Source organism: Micromonospora arida (assembly GCF_042873195.1).
GTDB lineage: Bacteria > Actinomycetota > Actinomycetes > Mycobacteriales > Micromonosporaceae > Micromonospora > Micromonospora arida.
In genome coordinates, this window is the sequence record NZ_JBIALC010000001.1 from 1106080 (window position 1) to 1125684 (window position 19605).

Below are 19605 nucleotides of genomic sequence, written 5' to 3' on the forward strand. Positions count from 1 at the left end.
CATCCGTGAGAGCGTTATCTCCGCAGGTCAGCGGCGACCGTGCGGCGTGAGATCGAATAACGGTTTTCGGGCCGCGATCCACACTCGGACGCTCAGCGCCCGCCCGCGGCCAACTCGGCGATCATCCCCTCGCAACTGCGGACCACGACCTGGGCGCCGCGCCGCTGCGCCAGCGGGAGCAGAGGATCCTCCGCCCGGTCCCGCCACCGCCACTGCGCCTCGGCGGCGACCTCCCAGAGCTGCCGCACGTCGGCCTCATGCTCGACACCGAGCCGAGCCGCGAGGCCCACCCCGTCGCCGCCGACCAGCCGCTGCGCCTCGGCGGCCAACTCCGCGTCGAACCCCAGCCGGGTGTTCCGCAACGCCACCAGCAGGCGCAGCTCCCGGAACTCGTGCGCACCGGCGAGGATCTGCTCCACCGCGCCGACCAGCTCGGTGGACCCCCGGGTGGGCTCGGCCCGCAGCAGCGCCTCCACCGCGGCCAGCGCGGAACGCGCCTTCAGGGCGTCGCGGCGATCGATGAAACAACGCGTCACCGACTCGCGCAGCTCGGTGAGACCGCTCCGCCGAATCAACTCCGCGGAGAGCTTCACCCGGCTGTCGAACCCGCTACGCACCAGCGTGGCCGCCAGCCGGACACCGAAGACCCCGAACCGGCCCAGCAGCGCGGCGCGCACCTCGGTGTCCAGCCGTACCGGCAGCTCACCGCGGAGGAAGCGGTCGGCGGAGATGAGGTGCGCGTCCAGCTCCGCCCGGGGCACCTGAGCCAGGGTCGCGAGCGCGGCGAAATCCGATTCACCGAGCATCCGGCCGGCCAGGCCGATCATGCCGCTGCACGCCACGACGTTGACGCTGAGCGCGTTCACCCTCGGGTCGCGGTAGTGCCGGCGAGCGAGCTGGCGGGCCGTGAGCAGACCGTCGATCCGGCCGCCGCCGGTCTCGTCGGCGCGGGACAACACCATGATCACGTTGACCGCAGCGGACTGCCCGACGGCACTGTCCCGTGCGGACTCCAGCACCCGCAGGTCACTGTCGCGACCGTCGCGGGTCAGGTACAACACCGCGTCCGAGTCGCGCAGCACCCGCTCCAACACCGGCACCCGGCCCTGCTCGGCGCCGCCGGCGACCGCCGGGGTGTCGATCAGCGTGATCTGCCGCAGCGCCCGCGTCGGCCACCGCACCACGATGTCCCGCACCTCCCCCGCACCCCAGCCCAGGTCCACCCGCAGCCCGGTCGCCGACTTCACCACTGCCAACTCCTGCGGCGGCTGCCCGACCGGGTAGGCGGTGGCTCGCGGCGCGGCCCCGTCCTCGTACCAGGTGAAGGCCCCGTCCGCCCGCTCGACCGGCGCGACCTCCTCGCCCATCACCGCGTTGAGCACCGTCGACTTACCCGATCGCCACGGGCCGACGATGGCGATCCGCAGCGGCTGCTCCAACCGGGCCACCTGTTGCCGAAGCTCAGCGACGGCCCGGGGATTGTCCTGGTACAGCTCGATGGCCTGGTGCAGCAACCCCCACGCCGCCTCATCCAGGCGCACTCCCACCGTCATGCCTGCGGCTCCAGCAGCAGCGGGGCGGAACGGGCACCGGTCAACTGCTGAGCCTGCTCGTACACCGCCGCCAACCGGGTCATCTTCAACCGGATCTCGCGCTGCCGCTGCTCGCGCAGGGAGGCGTCGGTGTCGGCCTCCTGCTTCGCGCTGCGGAACGACTGCACGATTGCCTCCTGGAGCTCCTCGGTCAGCCCCGTGAAGTGGTCCCGCAGCATCCGCTGCACCTGCCGGGCGGCGTCGCGACAGTCTCGGATGATCCGGACGAAGAAGTCGTCGACATGCCGCTGGATGGCCGTCTTGACCGTCGACTGCCGACGACGGAGCAACTGCTTGCTCTCGTCCCGGATGCTCTTGCCGCCGAAGAGCGCCCCGATGCCGACCGAGACCGGATTGATCATCGGCATGCCGGCCAGGGTGGTCGCCAGACCGAACATCAGCATGCCGCCGTACGAGCCCTTCATGCCGGTGAACAGCTTCTGGCCGGTGGTGAACCGGTCGATCGTCGGCCGTTGCAGCTCGGGCAGTCGCTCGCCGATGTCGTCCGGCATCGTCATCGACCAGGGCGGCAGCACGTCGTAGCCGTACCGGTCGAAGTTGGCGGCCACCCGCCGGGCAATCCAGTCACAGCGCTGGATCAGCCACTCGTGGTTCGCCTCCGCCGCCTCCACCAGGCTCCGCTCCAGCCAGTCCTGGAAGGTGTCCCAGGCGACCAAGGGGTCGGCGGTGTCGAACGCCTCGTCCACCGCGCGCAGGATCTGTCGGGTCCGGTCACGCAGGTCGTACTCAAGGTCGGCGAGCAGGTCGGTGATCTCGTCGGTCAACGTGTTCTGCCACCGGGTGGAGCACCGGCGCAGCTCGTCGACCTCGCGCTGCGCCGCGTGCAGCCGGGAGATCGGCCCGGACTGCTCCTCGGCCTCCTGGGTCGCCAACTCGGCGCGCAGCGGCGCGGCCAACTGCTCCACCACCGTCCGGGCCACCGTCTGCACCGCCGCCCGGGCCAGGTGGTCGGCCTTGCCGGCCAGGTCTCGTTGCAGGCGGGCGATCAGCGCGGGGAAACCCGACTCGGCGTTGAGCCCACGGTCGTCGGCCGCGGCGGCGCGCAGTCGCAGCGCCGCCGAGACCGGGATCAGCGTCGCCGGAACGCCCGCCTCGGCCAGGTGCTGCCGGTTACGCTCGGCGACCGTACGCCAGTCCGCCACCAGATCGGTCTTGCTCTGCACCACCACCACGTTCGGATGCGAACGCATGATGTGCAGCAGCATGTTCAGCTCGGCGACCGACAACTCCCGAGTCGAGTCGGAGACCAGCAGCACGGTGTCCGCGCGGGCCGGCGCGGCGACCGAAGCGGCGGCGCCGATGCTGGTGACCTCGTCGGTGCCGGGAGTGTCCACCAGCACCAGCCCGGCACCGAGCAGGGCACGGGGCAGTCCGATCTCGACGTACGCCGGGCCGCCGCCCGGCCGACGTCCGACCAGGCCGGCCACGCCCGCCGCGACCTGGTTGAGCGCCACCGGGGTCCGCTCGACGGCGACCGCGTCGACGGTGCCGGTGGGGTGCCCCGGCGCTGGTGGCGGCGCCTGCGCCACCGCCGCGGTGGGGGCCTCGGCGTGCCGCACCACGGTCGGCAGCACGGTCGTCCGGCCGTCGCCCACCGGGCAGGCCGGAGCGTTGATGATCGCGTTGATCAGCTGACTCTTGCCCTGGTTCGGCTCACCGATGACCAGGACACGCAGCGTCGGGTCCAGCAGTTGCGCGCGCTTCTGCCGCACCGTCTGAAGTAGGTCACCGCGACCGTGTGCAGTGCACGTGCGAGCGATTTCGTCCAGCACGTCCAACCAGATCCCGGCCATCACCGCACCAAGTGTGCGGATTTCGGCTCAATTATCAAGAGGGACCGGATGTGGAACCGGGAAGGGCCGGATCGCCCGAGACGATCCGGCCCTCCGCTCCGCCCGGAGATCCGGATCAGAGCAGACCGCCGGTGATACCCAGCAGCCCGTGATCGGACGAGGCGTGCGAGTCGCCGCCGAGCACACCATCGGTGACCCCACCGGTCACGTCACCGACCGTGTCGGTGACACCGGGGAGGAGGCTGTCCACCTGGTGCGTCACGCCGCCCACCGTCGACGGCACGTCGAGCGGCGGGACCCCGCCGACGATGCCGTCTCCGTGCCCGAGGCCCAGCCCGTTGAGGGTGTCGTCGACACCCAGCGAGCTGACGACCCCGCCGATCTGACCGTGGGTGCCGGAGAGGGCACCGCCGGTCAGGTCGCCGCCGATCAGGTTCGAGTCAGTGACGCCGAGCAGACCGCTCGGGTCGCCGACGGTGCCGGTGACGTCCCCGAGCACCGGGTCCGCGATCGCGTCCACCGGCTGCACCACGTCGGCGTCGAGGGTGTGCGCCACGTCGGAGACACCGGCCAGGTCGCTGTCGAGGCCGTACGGACCGACACCCAGACCGATGCCCGGCAGCACGGTGACCCCGGCTGCGGCAGTCGACGGGTCGACCGCGATGGCGCCGAGCACGCCGGCCTTGACGTCCACGCCACTGGGCGAGCTGGTGACGCTGATCTGCTGCGCCACGCTCTGCAACTGACCCACCACGTCGGTGGTGTCGGTGAGCAGCGGGTCAAGCCCGAGCTGCCCGACCGGCGAGGCCAACGGCGCGAGGCCCGCACCCGGCGCGTAGTCGACGACCAGCGGTACGACGTCCTGCACGTCCGCAGCGGTGATGTCGGTGAGCCCGGCGCCCCGCAACGCGCCCTCGGGGTCGAGGTCGAAGGCCGACCGCGCGTCCGGGTTCGTGAGTAGGTCGAGCACGAAGTCGTGGAGCGTCTGCTGCGAGTCCATGTGCCGGTTCTCCTCGGATGTGGCATTGGCGGGTGTCGTACGTCGACAGTGACGACGCTATTGCGGGCGCCCGCCCCCGGGCATCGGGGCTGAGCCCGCATCCGGGCCGGTTGAACTAGGGGCTCCGCCACCTCGTACGTTAGGGGGACAGGGGGAAACCGTCCCGCCGAGATTAGGGTCCCGACCAGGGACTGATCTCTGGTACGAACGTAGGAGCCCGCGGGGTTCGCCGGGGGTGGGTCGTCGGGCAGCCGACGCCATCGCCACCGACCGGCCGACTCACGGGGAGAGACAGAGACGATGCCGTACGTCCTGGGGATAGACATCGGAAGCAGCAACACGGCCGCCGCCGTCGCACGGCGACGTGGCGCGACCTGGACCCGTCCCGAGGCCGTCCCGCTGAGCGCCGGCTCACCTCTCATGCCGTCGGTGTTGTGCCTGGCCGAGGACGGTTCGCTGCGCGTCGGCGAGCCGGTGACCGACGACGGCAGCCGCACCACCCGGGACTTCGTCCACCGGATCGGCGACGACGTGCCGGTGCTGCTCGGCGGCGAGCCGTGCGCGCCGCAGACGCTGACCGCCGAGCTGGCGGCGTGGGTGGTGGAGCGGGTCCACGCCCTGGAGGGTGGGGCGGCCGAGGCGATCGTGCTCAGCCACCCGGCGGGGTGGCGGCCCTACCGGCGGGAGGTGCTGCACCGGGCCCTGTCGGACCTCGGCCTACGACACGTGACGTTGCTGCCCCGCACGGTCACCGTCGCCGAGAGCCACGCCGCTCGCGGGTTCGCGGGCAGCACGGCCGTCGTCTACGCCCTGGGGGGCAACAGTTTCGAGGCGGCTCTGGTGCGCCGCACCCCGCGCGGCACGTACGAGACGTTCGGCACCCCCCAGGGTCTCGACTCGATCGGAGGCGCCGACTTCGACGAGGCGCTCGCCGAGCATGCGCGTACCGTGCTGGCCCGGGAGTTGGCCGCGACCGGACGTCGCGGGGCCCAGGCCGCGCTGCGCGGGCTGCGCGCGGAGTGTGACCGGGTCAAGCGGGTGCTGACGGTCGACCTCACGGCCGACGTGGTGCTGACGCTGCCGAGCGGCCCGGCGCGGGTGCCGGTGACCCGGGCGCAGTTCGAGGCCATGATCCGCCCGACGGTGCAGGCCACCGTCGACCTCCTGCTCCGGGCCGTGCGCAGCGCCGACCTGACTTCGGCGCAGCTCGACGGCGTCCTGCTGGCCGGCGGCTCCACCCGGGTCCCGCTCGTGACCGAGCTGATCGGCGCGGCCCTCCCGGTGCCCGTCGAGGTGGAGCCGGACGCACAGTTGACCGCCGCCACCGGGGCGGCGATGGCCGCCTGTCAGGTGGTGTCACCACGCCCTCGCCAGCCGCCGCCGGCCCGCGTCCCGGCCCCGGTCAGCGGTGCCGGGCGGGCAACCCTCCCGGCACCACGCCGAGCCCATCACACCGTTCCGGGCGAACCGCCACCGCGGCCCCCGGTCCGGGTCCTCCCACTGGAACTGCCGAAGCCGTCCCGCCTGGCGCTGGCCCGCGGTCGTGGACGCGAAGGATGACCCCGATGATCATGAATGACCTCGCCGCACCAGGGTTGACCCTGGACAAGGGGTTGCAGGCGCTACTGGACACGGTCGCGCAGGACCCGACCGGCCCGCTCGCCGTCGGCGTCGCCGGCCCGGCCGGTCACGGAAAGACCGCGCTCCTCGCCGAGCTGGAGCGCATTCACCAGCGCGCCGGGATCGCCGTCCGCACGGCCGCCCCCGAGCCGGACGAGCCGGTCGACCCCGACACCGTGGTGCTGGTCGACGACGCGCACCTGCTCGACGACGCGCGGACCGAAGCGCTGCTGCGTCTGGTCGCCGGCCGGCGACACCGGTTGGTGGTGGCCCACCGCCCGTGGCCCCGCTCAGCGGCGTTCAGTGAGCTGGTCGACGCCCTGCGACGCGACGGGCAGGCCGTGCTGCTCACGCCGTTCACCCGGGAGCAGACCGCCGCCCATCTCGCCGCCACACCCGAGCTGGGCCGCCCCGCCGACCTGGTCGACTTCGTCCACACGCAGACCGCCGGCGTACCCCGGGACGTGGAACGGCTGGCCCGCGGGCTGGCGGGCGCGGAGACCCGGACCGGCGCGGTGGACCCACCCCGGTCCGTCATCCTCGAATTCGGGCCGGACCTGGACGTCCAGCCCGCCGCGGTACGACGACTGCTGCTCGCTGTCGCGGCCGGCGGGGCGCTGCCGGTGAGCATGCTCGGCGCGCTGCTGGGCCGGGACCCGGCCGGAGTCGACGAACTGATCGCCACGACCAGGGCGGCCGGGCTGCTCGGCGCGGACGGCCGGCTCGCACCGATCGTCCGGCGGGCCGTCGCGACACTCAGCCCCACCACCGAGCGGACAGCGGTCTGGCGGCGGCTCACCGAATTGCAGCTCGCTCGGGGTGGCGCGGTGCTGCCGCTGGTCCGCTCCCTGCTCGCGGTCGGCGCGCTCGCCGACTGCCCGGCCGCGACCCTGGCCGCCGCGGCGGACGAGGCGCTGGCCGAGGAGCCGGCGTTCGCCGCCGAGCTGTTCGCGGCGGCCACGGCGGCGGGGCGCCCACCCAACGCGCGGCAGGCGCTCGCCGCCGCGCTCGCCGGTGACCTCGACGACGCGCTTCGGCTGGCGGACCGACTCCTGGCCACGGCCGCTCCCCCGGAGCGCTCCGAGGCGGCCGTGGTCGCCGCCACCGCCCTGGCCCACCGTGGTCACGTCGGTCGCAGCGTCGAGCTGTTCCGGTGGTCGGGCACCGCCTCGGCGGCGGCGTTCGCCATCGTCGGCGGGCTGGCCGCCGGTGACCCGGCCGCCAGCACCGAGTCACCGGCGGGTGCCCCGGCGGGCGAACCCCCGACCCTGCACGCCAGCGCCGCCCGACTAATGGCCAACGGTGTACGGGAGAGCGTGACCGGCCCGCCGACCGCCGCGCTCTCCGCGCTCGTGCAGGCCGCGGCGCTGCTGGAGCCGGACGGCCGGGCGGCGCTGCTGCCGGACAGCCCGGCGGCTCTCGCCGCATTGACGGCGGTGCACTGCGGTGAGCTGGAGATCGCCGAGCGGGTGCTGCACCGCGCCCTGGGCGCCGGTGTCGGCGGCCCGCTGATGGCCCGCCGCCACCGGCTGTTGCAGGCCTGGATCCTGATGGTCCGTGGCGAGATCCACGCCGCCGGCGAGCGGCTCGCCACGGTGACGCTCGACGGGCGACCACTGGAGTCACGCGACCACCTCTTCGCCGCCGCGATCCGGATGGGCATCGGCCGGCGCAACAGTGACCTGGGTGCGCTCAAGCGGGGTTGGGGGCAGGCGCTGGAGGCCGTGGTGCGGCACCCCGTCGACCTGTTCACCCTGCTGCCGTTGGGTGAGCTGGCCATCGCGGGCGCGCGGCTGGGTGACCTGGCCCGGCTGGAGCCGTACCTGCACCAGGGGCGTGCGCTGCTCGACCGCCTCGACAACCCACCACTGTGGAGTGTGCCGCTGCACTGGAGCGGGCTGCACGCCGCCATCCTGACCGGCGAGCCGACGATCGCCGACGAACACGTCGCGGCGTTGCTCGCCGCCGCTGGCCACAGCCGGTACGCGGCCGTGGTCGCCGCCGCCGCGGAGAGCTGGGTGGAGGTGCTCCGGGGGGTCGTCGACCCGACCCGGGTGGAGGCCGCCGCCCGAGGGCTGCACGACACCGGGTTGTGCTGGGACGGCGCCCGCCTCGCCGGGCAGGCCGCCATCCGCACCGCGGACCGACGGGCGATGACCACCCTGCTGGAGTGCGCCCGAGCGTTGCAGGGGCGGCCCTCCGGTGGGCAGAGCGGGCAGACACCGACGACCGGTGCGAGCACGGCACGGGTCGCCGGCCCCACGCAGCACGGTCTCAGCGACCGCGAGTACGAGGTCGCCGAGCTGGTGCTGGCCGGATTGACCTACCGGGAGATCGGCGATCGGCTCTTCATCTCGGCCAAGACCGTCGAACACCACGTGGCACGGATGCGCAACCGGCTCAACTGCGCCAACCGCACCGAACTGCTGGCGCTGCTGCGCACCCTCGTCGCCGACCGGGCCAGCGACACGGCGGGGCAACCGTGGCCGCAGCGGGCGACCCGATGACCCGTAACGACGTTCGGCTGATCCGGACCAGGCTGGCCGTGCTGGCCGCCGTGCTGATCACGCTCTGGTCGTACGCGGCCTACGTGTCCAGCCAGGACGCGGTCGACCTGCTGCGCGTCCGGGCGCTCGCGGACACACTGGGCCAGCCCATCGACCGCCTGATTCTGAGCGTCCAGACGGAACGCCGGATCACCGCCGAGACGATCGCCGGGGCGGGGCAGACGACCCCCGCGCTGGTCGGGGCCCGCGAAGGCACCGACCGGGCCGCCGCCGAGATCCGCGAGTTCACCAAGGGCCGCGACCTCCGGTTGCTCAGCGCCGGCACCGTCCGCGACCGGGCCGGCAAGCTGGTCCGACGGCTCGACGGCCTGGGCACGACCCGGTCCCAGGTGGACACCGGCCGGCTCGACCAGGGCGCGGCAGTCGACGGGTACGACGAGATCGTCGACGTCGCCTTCCGGGTGTACGGCCCGGAGTGGGGCGCGTACGAGAGCGGGTTGGCCGCCGACACCCGCGCGGTGATCGCGCTGGCCCGCGCCCGGGAGTTGCTCGCCCGGGAGGACACGGTGGTCAGCGCGGCCCTGACCGGCGCACGGCTCGGCGCCGACGAGCGGCGCCGGCTGACCGCACTGGTCAGCATCCAGCGGTACGCGCGCACCGAGGCCGCGGCCGGGCTTCCGCCCGACGGCCAGGACGAGCATCAGCGCCTCGCGGCCGGCCCCGAGTTCGCGGCTCTGCTCGCCCTGGAGGACCGGCTGCTGCTCCAGCCCGGCACCGCCAACGCCCTGGCCGGTCTCACCGTCCAGGGCTGGCGGGTCGCGGCGGACGCCGCCCTCGGCGCGCTGCAGACGCTGGTGACGGACACCGCCCGCAGCAGCGTCGAGCGGGCCGCCCCCGGTGCCGCCGTGCTCATCGCGCGTACCGGGGCCGTCGTGGGGCTCGGCCTCATCGTCGTGCTCGTGCTCCTGCTGAGCTGGGCGGGCACCGTCCGACGCCTGACCGACGAGCTGACCAGGACCGACGCCGACCCCCCGGCTCCGGTGCCGGACACGCCGGCCCCAGCCCAGGAACCCGCGACGCCGGGGAGTCACGCCGAGCGGGAGCTGTTCCTGGGGCTGACCCGACGCAACCAGGTCCTGCTGCGCGACCAGCTCAGCCTGCTGGACGGGATGCAACGTCGGGAACGGTCCACCGAGGAGACCGGCGAGCTGTTCCAACTCGACCACCTCACCACCCGGGTCCGCCGCAACGTGGAGAAACTGATCGCCCTGGCCGGCGCGACACCCGCCCGCCGCTGGCGACGCCCGGTGCCGCTGCTCGACGTGGCGCGCGGCGCGGTCGCCGAAGTGCCGGACTACCACCGGGTCCTGATCGCGCCGCACTGGCCGTGGTCGCTCGCGGGGCCGGCAGTCACGGACGTCATCCACCTGCTGGCGGAGCTGATCGAGAACGCCCTGGCCTTCTCCGGGGCGGAGACCACCGTCCGGGTCAGCGGCGAACAGCGACCGCAGGGGTGTGCCGTCCTCGTCGTCGACGACGGGCCCGGCCTGGACGCCGCCGCGCTCGCCGAGGCGAACCACCTGCTCGGCAATCCCCCACCGGACGGCCCGCCGGCGGGCCTCGCCGGCTGGTACGCCGCCGCCGTACTTGCCGGCCGCTGCGGCGCCCACGTCTCGCTACGCCCCAGCCGGCGCGGCGGGACGGCCGCCATCGTGCTCCTACCCTCCCGGCTGATCACGGTCACCGACACCGGCCGCGCACCGGCCGACGCACCACCCGACAGCCCGTACCCACCGGCCCGCACCGGCGCCGACCTGACCGACCCCAACGGCAACGGCACGCTGCCGACGCGGGTCCGCCAACCCGGGCCGAACGGCCCGGAACACGGCAGGACCAGCCTCGACACGGTTGAGTTGCCAGTCGCCAGAACAGCAAGGAGACAACGATGACGTCTGCAGTGGTCACCGAGGACGGCCTGACCGACGCCCTGAACAACCTGGTCGACCGGGTACACGGCGCGGAGTTCGCAGTGGTGCTCTCACCGGACGGGCTGCCGCTCGGCGGCTCACGGCGGGTGGGAGCGAAGCTGGCCGAGCAGATCTCCGGCGTGGTCGCCGGACTGATCGCGTTGGGGCTGGCGGCCACCCGGACCTGTGACGCGGGTCGGCTGCGCCAGGTCGTGGTGCAGATGTCGCGAGCGTTCCTGTTCATCGCCACCATCCCGAACGGGACCATCCTCACCGTGCGGATCGCCGGCGACGACGTCGAGGTCGGTGACATGGCGTACGAGGTGGCGCTCTTCGTGGGGCAGGCCGAGCAGCACCTGCCGATCACGCTGGGCCCGGCCTCCTCGGTGACGATCGGGGACACTGGTGCACACCAGCGGCACCACTGACGAGGCGTGGTACGACGACGACGCGGGCCCGGTCGCCCGGCCCTACACGATGACCGGGGGGCGCACTGCGCCCGCACGCGGCCAGTTCGACCTGATCTCGCTGGTCGTCGCCCGGAGGGGGGTCACGCCTCCCGCACCGCTCTTCCCCGAGCAGGCGCGGATCGTCGAGCTGTGTCACCATCCAGTGTCGGTGGCCGAGGTGGGTGCCGAGCTGGATCTTCCGCTGGGGACGGTCCGGGTGCTGCTCGGTGACCTTCTCGCGGCCGGGCTGATCGAGACGCACGAACCGCCGATGCTGTCGGAGCTGCCGACCGAGGATCTGCTCGAGGCGATACTCGTCGGGCTTCGCGGGTTGTGACCGGGCAGGCGCCACCCGCGACCGGGACGGATCGTGGGCGCGCACCCGGCGACGAACTGAAGGAGAGACTGGCAGTGCCGGCAACACCACCTCAGCCACGCCGTACCGTGGCGATCATCCTGCTGGATCGGGTCGTGGCCCTCGTCACGGCCGCACGGCGGGTGTTCACCGGTCGGGAGGACGTCTCGCGGGCCACCTGGGTGGCCGTCGTCGCGGCGCTCGGGGTGCTGATCGCGACGGCCGTGTCCGTCGTCGGTGTGCTGCGTACGCCGGAGAAGCTGACGCCGGTGACCCTCGACCCGCCGCCGTCGGTCGAGCAGGTGGGCGCGTCGCCGTCCGGTACCCCCCGCGCGCAGGCGCGACCGGCGGCCACCAGCCCCGCGGTGCCCGCTTCCCCGCCCGCCTCGGCCTCCTCGGCCCCACCGGCCGTCACGTCGTCGACCAGGCCCACGCCGACCGGTGCGACCACCGAACCCACCCCGGCGGCCCTGGGCGCGGACTTCGCCATCACGGACAACGCCCTGCTCAGCTACGGCGCGACAGTGACGATCAGCAATCCCGGCTTGGTCCCGGCCCAGGGGTGGACGCTGGTCGTCACCCTGCCCCGGGAGTCGCTGGGGATCAGCGGGGTCGAGGGGGCGCAGGGCAGCCGGGACGGTGCGGTGTGGACGTTCGTGCCGGACCCGAACACCGCTCAGGTGCCCGGCAGCGCCTCGGTCCGGGTGACGTTCCGGGTCAACGGCTCGTTGACCGGTGCCGCCCCGAAGGCGTGCACGATCGACGGGGTCGCCTGCTCCGGCCTCCCGAACTGACCAGTCCGGGACGCCCGAGCGAGCGCGGTACACCCGGCGTTCCGGCGGCAGACCCTCGCTCTGAAGTAGCGGTTCGAAGGGTGGCGCCGGTCCGACGGACCGGCGCCGCCCGCGTCCTCACTGGACGGCCACGGGCGACTCGGCACGGCCGCCCTGCTGTCGCACCAGCGGCAGCGCCGGGGCCAACGCCAGCGCCATGCACAGGCCGCCGATGGGAAGCAGATCGAGGGTGACCGCCGGCAGGACGATGCCGACGAGGAGCAGCGGCACACTCCACCACGGCAGCCGCCGTCGGGAGGCGAGCATGCCCGTGAGAACGAGCAGGCCGAGGAAGAAAAACTGGGGTACGACGTCGTAGAAGGCCACCTCCACGCCGGGGATGTCCTTGAATTCCGCGCCGAGCCTCGACATCTCCGCCCGGTCCTCGGCCAGCAGCCCCTCGACGATGTCCGCGCCGAACTGCACCATCGTCGCGGCGAGGCCGACGAAGGTGCCGGCCACCACCCCGGTGCGCCACGGACTGCGGGGCAGCAGGCAGGACAGCGCGAGCACACCCGGGACGAAGCACACCATGCCGGCGAGGGCGAGCAGGTGGGCGGCCTGCCAGTCGAGCCCGGGGCCGTACACCCCGTCGGACTTTCCCCACAGCCGGACCAGGCCGTAGGCCACGATGCCGACCGGTCCGGCGATCACGTAGAGCGCAGCGCGTTTCATGCCAGCCAGCATGTGGCCGCCGACCCTGGCCGACCTCCGGGAGGTTCCCTCGGGTCGCCCTGGCTTTCGTCTCAGGTCTTCCACCGAGCAACCCCGAGACCCGCCCGACCGCAACGTGCCGGCGGTCAGGGGCGAAAGGGCTTGCCGGTCAGCGCGGATTCCTCCGGAAACGCCAACGAGCTGAAGAACTTCTCCGTCTCGGCACTGCGGATGCCCTCGATCTTCGCCAGCAGCGCCTCTGTCGCCGCGTACGCGCGCTGCTCCCGCTCGGCCGGATCAGCGGTCGCCTCGGCGCGACCGAACGCGAGTCTCCACTGGTTGCTCGCCTCGATGAGGGCGAAATGGGTACGCCGCAGCAGTGCCCACATCTGATCCCACTGATAAAAGGTGCGTAGCGCGGTGGCCGTGGCGATGACCACGCCCGAGACCGCGATTACCAGGTTCTTACCCGGATAGCTGAAGCCGGCGAGCAGTGGCAGTGACGCACTGACGACGATGACCAGGATGCCGGTGAAACGAAACAGCCGTCGATGCCATTTCGCCCGCCAGTCGTAATGGTCCCTGAGCTTGTTGATGCCTTCTTCGGCCAACGCGCGGTAGACCTGCAACGGATCGCCGGGAGCGCCGTTCTGCGACTCGGCGAGCAACCCGCTCTGTCCTTGGTCAACAGACACGTCACGATGCTAGGTGCTGGCCATGCGACGGTCTATAGCCCGAGAAAACGATGTTGTCGGAGTATTGACGGGCGAACATCTCCCGCTCCGGTGAAGCGACTGGCCAGGAAATCACCGGAACACCGCGGCGACGCCACCACGCCGTCAGATTGGACGGAAATGCGTCCACCTCGTAGGCCAGAAAATCAGGCCGAGTGACCAGGTTGCTGACCATACTGCGACCCACCATCCGGGTCAGTGGCCCGGCGGTGCGCAGCAGGCCACAGATGCGCCCCACCGGCACCCGGCGGTGCGGCGGCAGCTTTCGCACCGCGACCCGCAGCGCCGCCACGAGCAACGGGTCGAAGGATTCGACCGCGTACCGCCCCGGGTAGTCGGCGGTCTGTCGCAGCACTTCGTCGACGAGATCGAAGTTGAGGGCGAGCGTCGGCCGTTTCAGCTCGATCAGCAGGGGGACCCGGCCGGCGACCAGGTCCAGCACCTGCGACAGCGTGGGCACCCGCTGGTCGGTGCCCTGCAACCGGAGCAGCTGCCGATCGGTCGGGGTCAGCTCCGCGGTGGCGATCGCCGCACCGGTGAGCGCGGTCAGGTCGTAGTCGTGGACGACGACCAGCTCGCCCGAGCGGGTGAGCTGCACGTCCAGTTCGCAGGCGTAGCCAGCTTCAGCGGCCGCCTCGAACGCCGCCAGCGAGTTGGCGGGTCGGTTGTCGCCGGTCAGCCCGCGGTGCGCGATCGGGATGTCGAGCAGCCAACGGTCGTCGGACGACACGCGATCCTCCTGAGCTTCCGGCCGGGTTACCGCACTCCAGAGCACGCCGTGGAAGGGTTTTCGCGTACCTTACAGCGGCCGCTCCCGCGTCGGCGGTGGGCGGCGGCGTCGATGTGGCGGTCCTCGTGCTCCCGGTGGTACGCGCGCTCAACGGTCGATGATCAGGGGCGTAGTCGCCGCGGGTGAGCGGCCTGCTGGACAGGGAGTCGTCGGCCCGGGGCAGGTCGAGAGCCTTGCCGTCGCGCAGGAAGGCCACTGTGGAGACGTTCTCGCGGCTCGTGAGAGTGCAGACGATCTACCCGTAGGCGAGGGACCTCGTCGTTGCGACCGCCCACCTCTGCGGGTTCGTCGAGGGTCAACGGGGCGAGACGACGGTGCATGCGGTGGCCGTTCCCCCTGAGGGAACAGGGCGAACCGACCGGGTGGCGAGCATGTTTCATGATGGGGTGGTGATTCGTTTCGTACTGAATGTGCTGTGGCTCGTCTTCGGCGGTGGCCTCGTGCTGGCGGTCGGCTATGGCATCGCCGCGCTGATCTGCTTCGTCCTGGTCATCACCATCCCGTTCGGCGTCGCGTCGCTGCGCCTCGCGGTCTACTCGCTGTGGCCCTTCGGCCGCACCCTGGTGCCCAAGCCGGGCGCGGGCGTCGGCTCCGGCCTGGCGAACATCCTCTGGGTGGTGCTGGCCGGATGGTGGCTGGCGCTCTCCCACATTCTCGCGGGCATCGCCCTCTGCGTCACGATCATCGGGATCCCGTTCGGCATCGCCAACTTCAAGCTCGTTCCGGCCGCGTTCTGGCCGCTCGGCCGCGAGGTCGTCGACGCGCCGTGACCAGCACTCCGGGTCGGTCGGCAACGGAAAACGGGAGACACCTGGTCTCCCGCCACTTCTAACTTATACCGCACTGGGGGGCTTGCGGCAAGACCCCGTTTATGACGCAGAATCGTCGGCCGAGGCCAAATTCTGCCGAAATGGAAGTCATGAATTGGATTCCTTGCCCACCTCCGTGTTCGAACTTCCCGATCACCTCGCCCCCAAGGCCGACCCGGCGCTCATCGCCCACGACGAGCGGCACTTCGCGGCCATGGCGCAGGGCCTCGCGCAGCTGAGCGCCGAGCTGTCCGACCGTCTGGACACCGCGCGCCGGGCACCCGGCGGCAAGGGCCGGCAGGCCGTCGACCGGGACGAGGAGGTCCGCCGGCTGACCACCCGCCTGCGCTCGCTGAGCCGCTACGGGCTGGACCTGTGCCTCGGCCACGTGGTCGAGGCGGACAACCCCGAGCCGGTGTACGTCGGACGTCGCGGTCTCACCGACAGCACGGGCCGACGGCTGCTGCTCGACTGGCGCTCACCCGCCGCCGAGCCGTTCTTCGGCGCAACCCACGCCAACCCGATGGGCCTGGCGAGCCGCCGCCGGTACCGCTGGACCCGCGGCCGGATCAGTGACTACTGGGACGAGGTGTTCACCCCGGACGGGTTCGTGGGGCACGCCGTCGCGCTCGACGACCAGTCCGCCTTCATCGCCAGTCTGGGCAGCGCCCGGTCGGCCCGGATGCGCGACGTGCTCAGCACGATCCAGGCGGACCAGGACGCCATCATCCGGGCAGGGTCGGCCGGCGCCCTCGTGGTCGACGGCGGTCCGGGCACCGGTAAGACCGTCGTCGCCCTGCACCGCACCGCGTACCTGCTCTACTCCGACCCGCGCCTCGGTCAGCGCCGGGGCGGGGTGCTCTTCGTGGGACCGCACCAGCCCTACCTGGCCTACGTCGCCGACGTCCTGCCCAGCCTCGGAGAGGAGGACGTGCAGACCTGCACCCTGCGCGACCTCGTCCCCGAGGGGGCCACCGCAGCCGCCGACACCGACCCGGAGGTGGCCCGGCTGAAGTCCTCGGCCGAGGTGGTCCGGGCGATCGACGCGGCCGTCCGGTTCTACGAGGACCCACCGGCCGCCCCGATGACGGTCACGGTCGGCGACGCCGACGTCCGCCTGAGCGCCGACGACTGGGCCGACGCGTTCCAGGCACCGGGTCCGGGCACCCCGCACAACGAGGCGCGCGAGGAGATCTGGGAGGAGTTGCTCACCATCCTCATCGACCGGTACGACGGCGATGAGCCGGACGACGTGCTCCGCGACTCGCTGCTGCGTAACCGGGAGCTGCGGGCGACTGTCAACCGTGCCTGGCCGTTGCTCGACGCGGCCGATCTCGTGGGTGACCTGTGGTCGGTGCCCGCGTACCTGCGCAGGTGCGCGCCGTGGCTCAGTGCCGAGGAGGTCCGCAAGCTGCAACGCGACGAGCCCCGGGCCTGGACCGTGTCGGATCTGCCGCTGCTCGACGCGGCGCGGCAGCGACTCGGCGACGCGGAGAGGTCGGGGCGCACCCGTCGGCGTGACCCGGCCGCCGCTGTCGAACGCGAGCACATGGCCCGGGTCGTCGACGAGCTGCTCGCGGCCGACACCTACGACGACGGCGAGGGCCTGCTGGCGATGCTGCGCCAACCCGACCTGGGCGACGTCCTGGTCGACGAGTCCGCGCTGCCGGACGCCGACCCGGACCTGCTGGCCGGCCCGTTCGCGCACATCGTCGTGGACGAGGCGCAGGAGCTGACCGACGCCCAGTGGCAGATGCTGCTGGCGCGCTGCCCGTCGCGCAGCTTCACCATCGTGGGAGACCGCGCCCAGGCCCGGCACGGGTTCACCGAGTCGTGGCAGGAACGCCTCAAGCGGATCGGGCTCGACCGGGTCACAGTGGCCTCGTTGAACATCAACTACCGGACGCCAGCCGAGGTCATGGCGGAGGCCGAACCGGTCATCCGGGCCGTGCTCCCCGACGCCAACGTGCCCACCTCCATCCGTGGCAACGGACTTCCCGTCGTCCACGGATCGGTCGCCGACCTGGGGTCGATCCTCGACACCTGGCTCGCCGACCAGGCCGACGGAATCGCCTGCGTGATCGGCGACCCGACGTTCCCGCCCACGGCCCGGGTCCGGTCACTGAGCCCGGAGCAGGCCAAGGGCCTCGAATTCGACCTGGTCGTCCTCGTCGACCCGGAAACGTTCGGCAGCGGCGTCTCGGGGGCGGTCGACCGCTACGTCGCGATGACCCGGGCCACCCAGCAACTCGTGCTCCTGACCAGCAGCTGAGGGCCCATCGCCAGCTATCAGGGTTTAGTTGCCGAGCGTGACGTGCAGGATCCTCTCGTTGCTGTTGTTCGGGGTGCTGTCCTTGTCACCGACGTTGGTGGTGGTCAGCCACAGCCCGCCGTCGGGAGCCGGCTCCACCGTCCGCAACCGACCGTAGGTGCCACTGAAGTACGTCTGCACGTTCGTCAGGCTGCTGCCACTGATCACCGCGCGGTACATCCGAGCGCCCCGGGCGCAGGCCACGTAGAGCGCGTCGCGCACGATCGTGATGCCGGAGCAGGACCCTTCGGCGGTCGGATAGGTGCGCGCCGGCGCGATGAACCCGGCCGTACCGCAGGCGCCACTGGTGCCCTCGCATGCCGGCCAGCCGTAGTTTCCACCCTTGGTGATCAGGTTGGTCTCGTCCATGACCGAGTTACCGAACTCCTGCTCCCACAGCCGGCCCTGCGAGTCGAACGCCAGCCCCTGCGGGTTGCGGTGGCCGTAGCTCCACACGTAGTTGCCGAACGGGTTGTCCGAGGGGACGGTGCCGTCCGGATTGAGTCGCAGGATCTTGCCTTCGAGGCTCGACCGGTCCTGGGCATAGTTGCCGTTCTGGGCGTCGCCGGTACTGGCGTACAGCTTGCCGTCCGGCCCGAACCGCAGGCGACCACCGTCGTGGTACTTGTTACGCCGGATGCCGCTGAGCAGCACCTGCTCGCTGGCGGTGTTGAGTCGCCCGTTCTCCAGCCTGATCCGGACGATGCGGTTGTCGCTCGGCGAGGTGTGCATGATGTACAGCCAGCGGTCGCTGGAGTAGCTGGCCGAGATGGCGAGCCCCAACAGGCCACCCTCACCGTCGGTGCTCTGCACGTTCGGCACCGTGCCCAGGTTGGTCTTGGCCCCGGTGGTCGGGTTGAGCTGGATGATGTCGTGCGCGTCGCGGCGGTTGTAGAGCACGCTGCCGTCGGGCAACGTCACCAGACCCCACGGGATGTCGGTGTCGGTGGTGACCTGCCGCACCCCGCACACCGGGTTGGCGCACGCCGCGCCGGTGGTCACCGTCGCGGTGCCGCTGCGCGACGAGACGTTGTCCTGCGCGTCCCGAGCCACCAGGTAGTACTGGTAGGAGGTGTTCGCCGCCAGACCGCTGTCGGTGAACGTGGTCGCCGGCGGCGCGCCGGTGACCGTGCCCACCTTCGCGCCGGCCCGGTAGATGTCGTACGCGCGCACCCCGATGTTGTCGGTCGACGCGGTCCAGCGCAGCGTCACCGTGGTGCCCGAAGCGGTGCCGGTGAGCTGTTGCGGCGCCGTCGGTGGCTGGCTGTCGGCCTGACAGGGCGGCGGAGTGATCGACACGGTGGCGCTCGCCTGCGACACGTTGCCGGCGGCGTCGCGGGCGTTGACGTACAGGCCCCAGATCGCCCCGGGCACCACGGTCAGGTTGGTGGAGAGCGTCGTGCCGCTCACCGACGTCATCAGCTGACCGTCGTGGTAGATGTCGTAGAAGGCAACCGCGACGTTGTCCGTCGAGGCGTTCCACGCGAACGTCACCGAGTTGCAGGTCAGGCCGCTGACCCGGGGGCTGCCCGGCGCGGTTGGAGGCTGGCTGTCGGCGCTGCCGAAGGACGTCGTCCACCGCTGGTTGGACTGCCCGTTGCAGGTCCAGAGGCCGACGGTGGTGCTGTTGGCGGTGCCCGCGCCGGTCACGTCCAGGCACAGGCCGGACTGGACCCCGACGATGGTCCCGGAGCTGGTGATCCGCCAGCGTTGGTTGGCGCCGCCGGTGCAGCCGTTGATCTGTATCGCGGCCGGCGCGGTGGTGTCCTGGCCGACGACGTCCAGGCACATCGTGTCGTCGTACACCCGCAGTTCACCACCTGAGGTGAAGGTCCACGCCTGGTTGGCCTGGCCGTTGCAGTCGTAGATGTTGATGCCGGCACCGGCGGTCCTGACGTTGCCGACCACGTCCAGGCAACGACCGCTGGCCACCCCGACGACGGTCGACGGCGCCGCGGCGGCCGCCGGCACACCGACGGCCAGGCTCAGCAGCGTCACCACCGCCATCGCCGCCGGCAACAGCCGCCGTCGTGGGCGGGCTGGGTTTCTCCGCGCGATGACTCGCATCCGTCCTCCAGGCTCAGGGCATCGACCGGCCCACCCAGACGACCAAGCGCCCGACCACGCCGAACAAGCACATCGACCATCAAAGATGCATTCGTCGCACAAG

At 72.0% G+C, this 19605-nt stretch carries 15 protein-coding genes; 8 read left to right on the plus strand and 7 right to left on the minus strand.

The window, feature by feature from the left end; all coding sequences use genetic code 11:
* Positions 1–92 precede the first annotated feature (92 nt).
* The 3 genes from ACFYP0_RS05165 to ACFYP0_RS05175 all read right to left on the minus strand — a co-directional run bounded on the left by ACFYP0_RS05165 (position 93) and on the right by ACFYP0_RS05175 (position 4406).
* Positions 93–1553: a hypothetical protein gene (locus ACFYP0_RS05165; RefSeq protein ID WP_386994481.1), complete on the minus strand. Its 1461-nt coding sequence runs from the start codon at positions 1551–1553 to the stop codon at positions 93–95.
* A complete protein-coding gene (locus ACFYP0_RS05170; RefSeq protein ID WP_386994484.1) occupies positions 1550–3325 on the minus strand; it encodes a dynamin family protein in 1776 nt (591 codons plus the stop codon). Before ACFYP0_RS05170 ends, ACFYP0_RS05165 begins: the two co-directional genes overlap by 4 nt.
* A gap of 196 nt (positions 3326–3521) precedes the next feature.
* The gene (locus ACFYP0_RS05175) at positions 3522–4406 is read right to left on the minus strand and encodes an IniB N-terminal domain-containing protein (RefSeq protein ID WP_124857211.1); all 885 of its coding nucleotides are present in this window, start codon (positions 4404–4406) and stop codon (positions 3522–3524) included.
* A gap of 300 nt (positions 4407–4706) precedes the next feature.
* On the opposite strand from ACFYP0_RS05175, the gene ACFYP0_RS05180 reads away from it, so the two are divergent.
* The 6 genes from ACFYP0_RS05180 (at position 4707) to ACFYP0_RS05205 (ending at position 12098) form a co-directional block, all read left to right on the plus strand.
* Positions 4707–5966, plus strand: coding sequence for an Hsp70 family protein (locus ACFYP0_RS05180; protein WP_124857209.1), 1260 nt, complete (start codon positions 4707–4709; stop codon positions 5964–5966).
* Positions 5967–5971: 5 nt separating this feature from the next.
* On the plus strand, positions 5972–8533 hold the full coding sequence (locus tag ACFYP0_RS05185) for a LuxR C-terminal-related transcriptional regulator (RefSeq protein ID WP_386994489.1): 2562 nt from the start codon (positions 5972–5974) through the stop codon (positions 8531–8533).
* On the plus strand, positions 8530–10482 hold the full coding sequence (locus ACFYP0_RS05190; protein WP_386994491.1) for a sensor histidine kinase: 1953 nt from the start codon (positions 8530–8532) through the stop codon (positions 10480–10482). Before ACFYP0_RS05185 ends, ACFYP0_RS05190 begins: the two co-directional genes overlap by 4 nt.
* Entirely contained in the window at positions 10479–10928 is a 450-nt protein-coding gene (locus ACFYP0_RS05195; RefSeq protein ID WP_091399587.1) for a roadblock/LC7 domain-containing protein, read from the plus strand. Before ACFYP0_RS05190 ends, ACFYP0_RS05195 begins: the two co-directional genes overlap by 4 nt.
* A complete protein-coding gene (locus ACFYP0_RS05200) occupies positions 10906–11286 on the plus strand; it encodes a DUF742 domain-containing protein (protein ID WP_124857205.1) in 381 nt (126 codons plus the stop codon). Before ACFYP0_RS05195 ends, ACFYP0_RS05200 begins: the two co-directional genes overlap by 23 nt.
* 74 nt (positions 11287–11360) lie before the next feature.
* The gene (locus ACFYP0_RS05205) at positions 11361–12098 is read left to right on the plus strand and encodes a hypothetical protein (protein WP_386994495.1); all 738 of its coding nucleotides are present in this window, start codon (positions 11361–11363) and stop codon (positions 12096–12098) included.
* A gap of 117 nt (positions 12099–12215) precedes the next feature.
* On the opposite strand, the gene ACFYP0_RS05210 is transcribed toward ACFYP0_RS05205, so the two are convergent.
* The 3 genes from ACFYP0_RS05210 to ACFYP0_RS05220 form a co-directional block, all read right to left on the minus strand.
* Positions 12216–12812: a hypothetical protein gene (locus ACFYP0_RS05210; RefSeq protein WP_356974941.1), complete on the minus strand. Its 597-nt coding sequence runs from the start codon at positions 12810–12812 to the stop codon at positions 12216–12218.
* A gap of 125 nt (positions 12813–12937) precedes the next feature.
* On the minus strand, positions 12938–13486 hold the full coding sequence (locus ACFYP0_RS05215) for an SLATT domain-containing protein (protein WP_356974939.1): 549 nt from the start codon (positions 13484–13486) through the stop codon (positions 12938–12940).
* 1 nt (position 13487) lies between these two features.
* Positions 13488–14255 (minus strand): glycerophosphodiester phosphodiesterase family protein, encoded by a 768-nt coding sequence (locus tag ACFYP0_RS05220; RefSeq protein WP_356974937.1) that lies wholly within the window; start codon positions 14253–14255, stop codon positions 13488–13490.
* 449 nt (positions 14256–14704) lie between these two features.
* Between ACFYP0_RS05220 and ACFYP0_RS05225 the strand changes: the two genes are divergently transcribed.
* Both ACFYP0_RS05225 and helR read left to right on the plus strand, forming a co-directional pair.
* Entirely contained in the window at positions 14705–15085 is a 381-nt protein-coding gene (locus ACFYP0_RS05225; RefSeq protein ID WP_208741144.1) for a YccF domain-containing protein, read from the plus strand.
* A 163-nt stretch (positions 15086–15248) separates the two neighbouring features.
* Positions 15249–17396: an RNA polymerase recycling motor ATPase HelR gene (gene helR, locus ACFYP0_RS05230; RefSeq protein WP_386994498.1), complete on the plus strand. Its 2148-nt coding sequence runs from the start codon at positions 15249–15251 to the stop codon at positions 17394–17396.
* 24 nt (positions 17397–17420) lie between these two features.
* Here helR and ACFYP0_RS05235 read toward each other — a convergent pair whose 3' ends face one another.
* Positions 17421–19502, minus strand: coding sequence for a PQQ-dependent sugar dehydrogenase (locus tag ACFYP0_RS05235; protein ID WP_386994499.1), 2082 nt, complete (start codon positions 19500–19502; stop codon positions 17421–17423).
* Between the last annotated feature and the right edge of the window lie 103 nt (positions 19503–19605).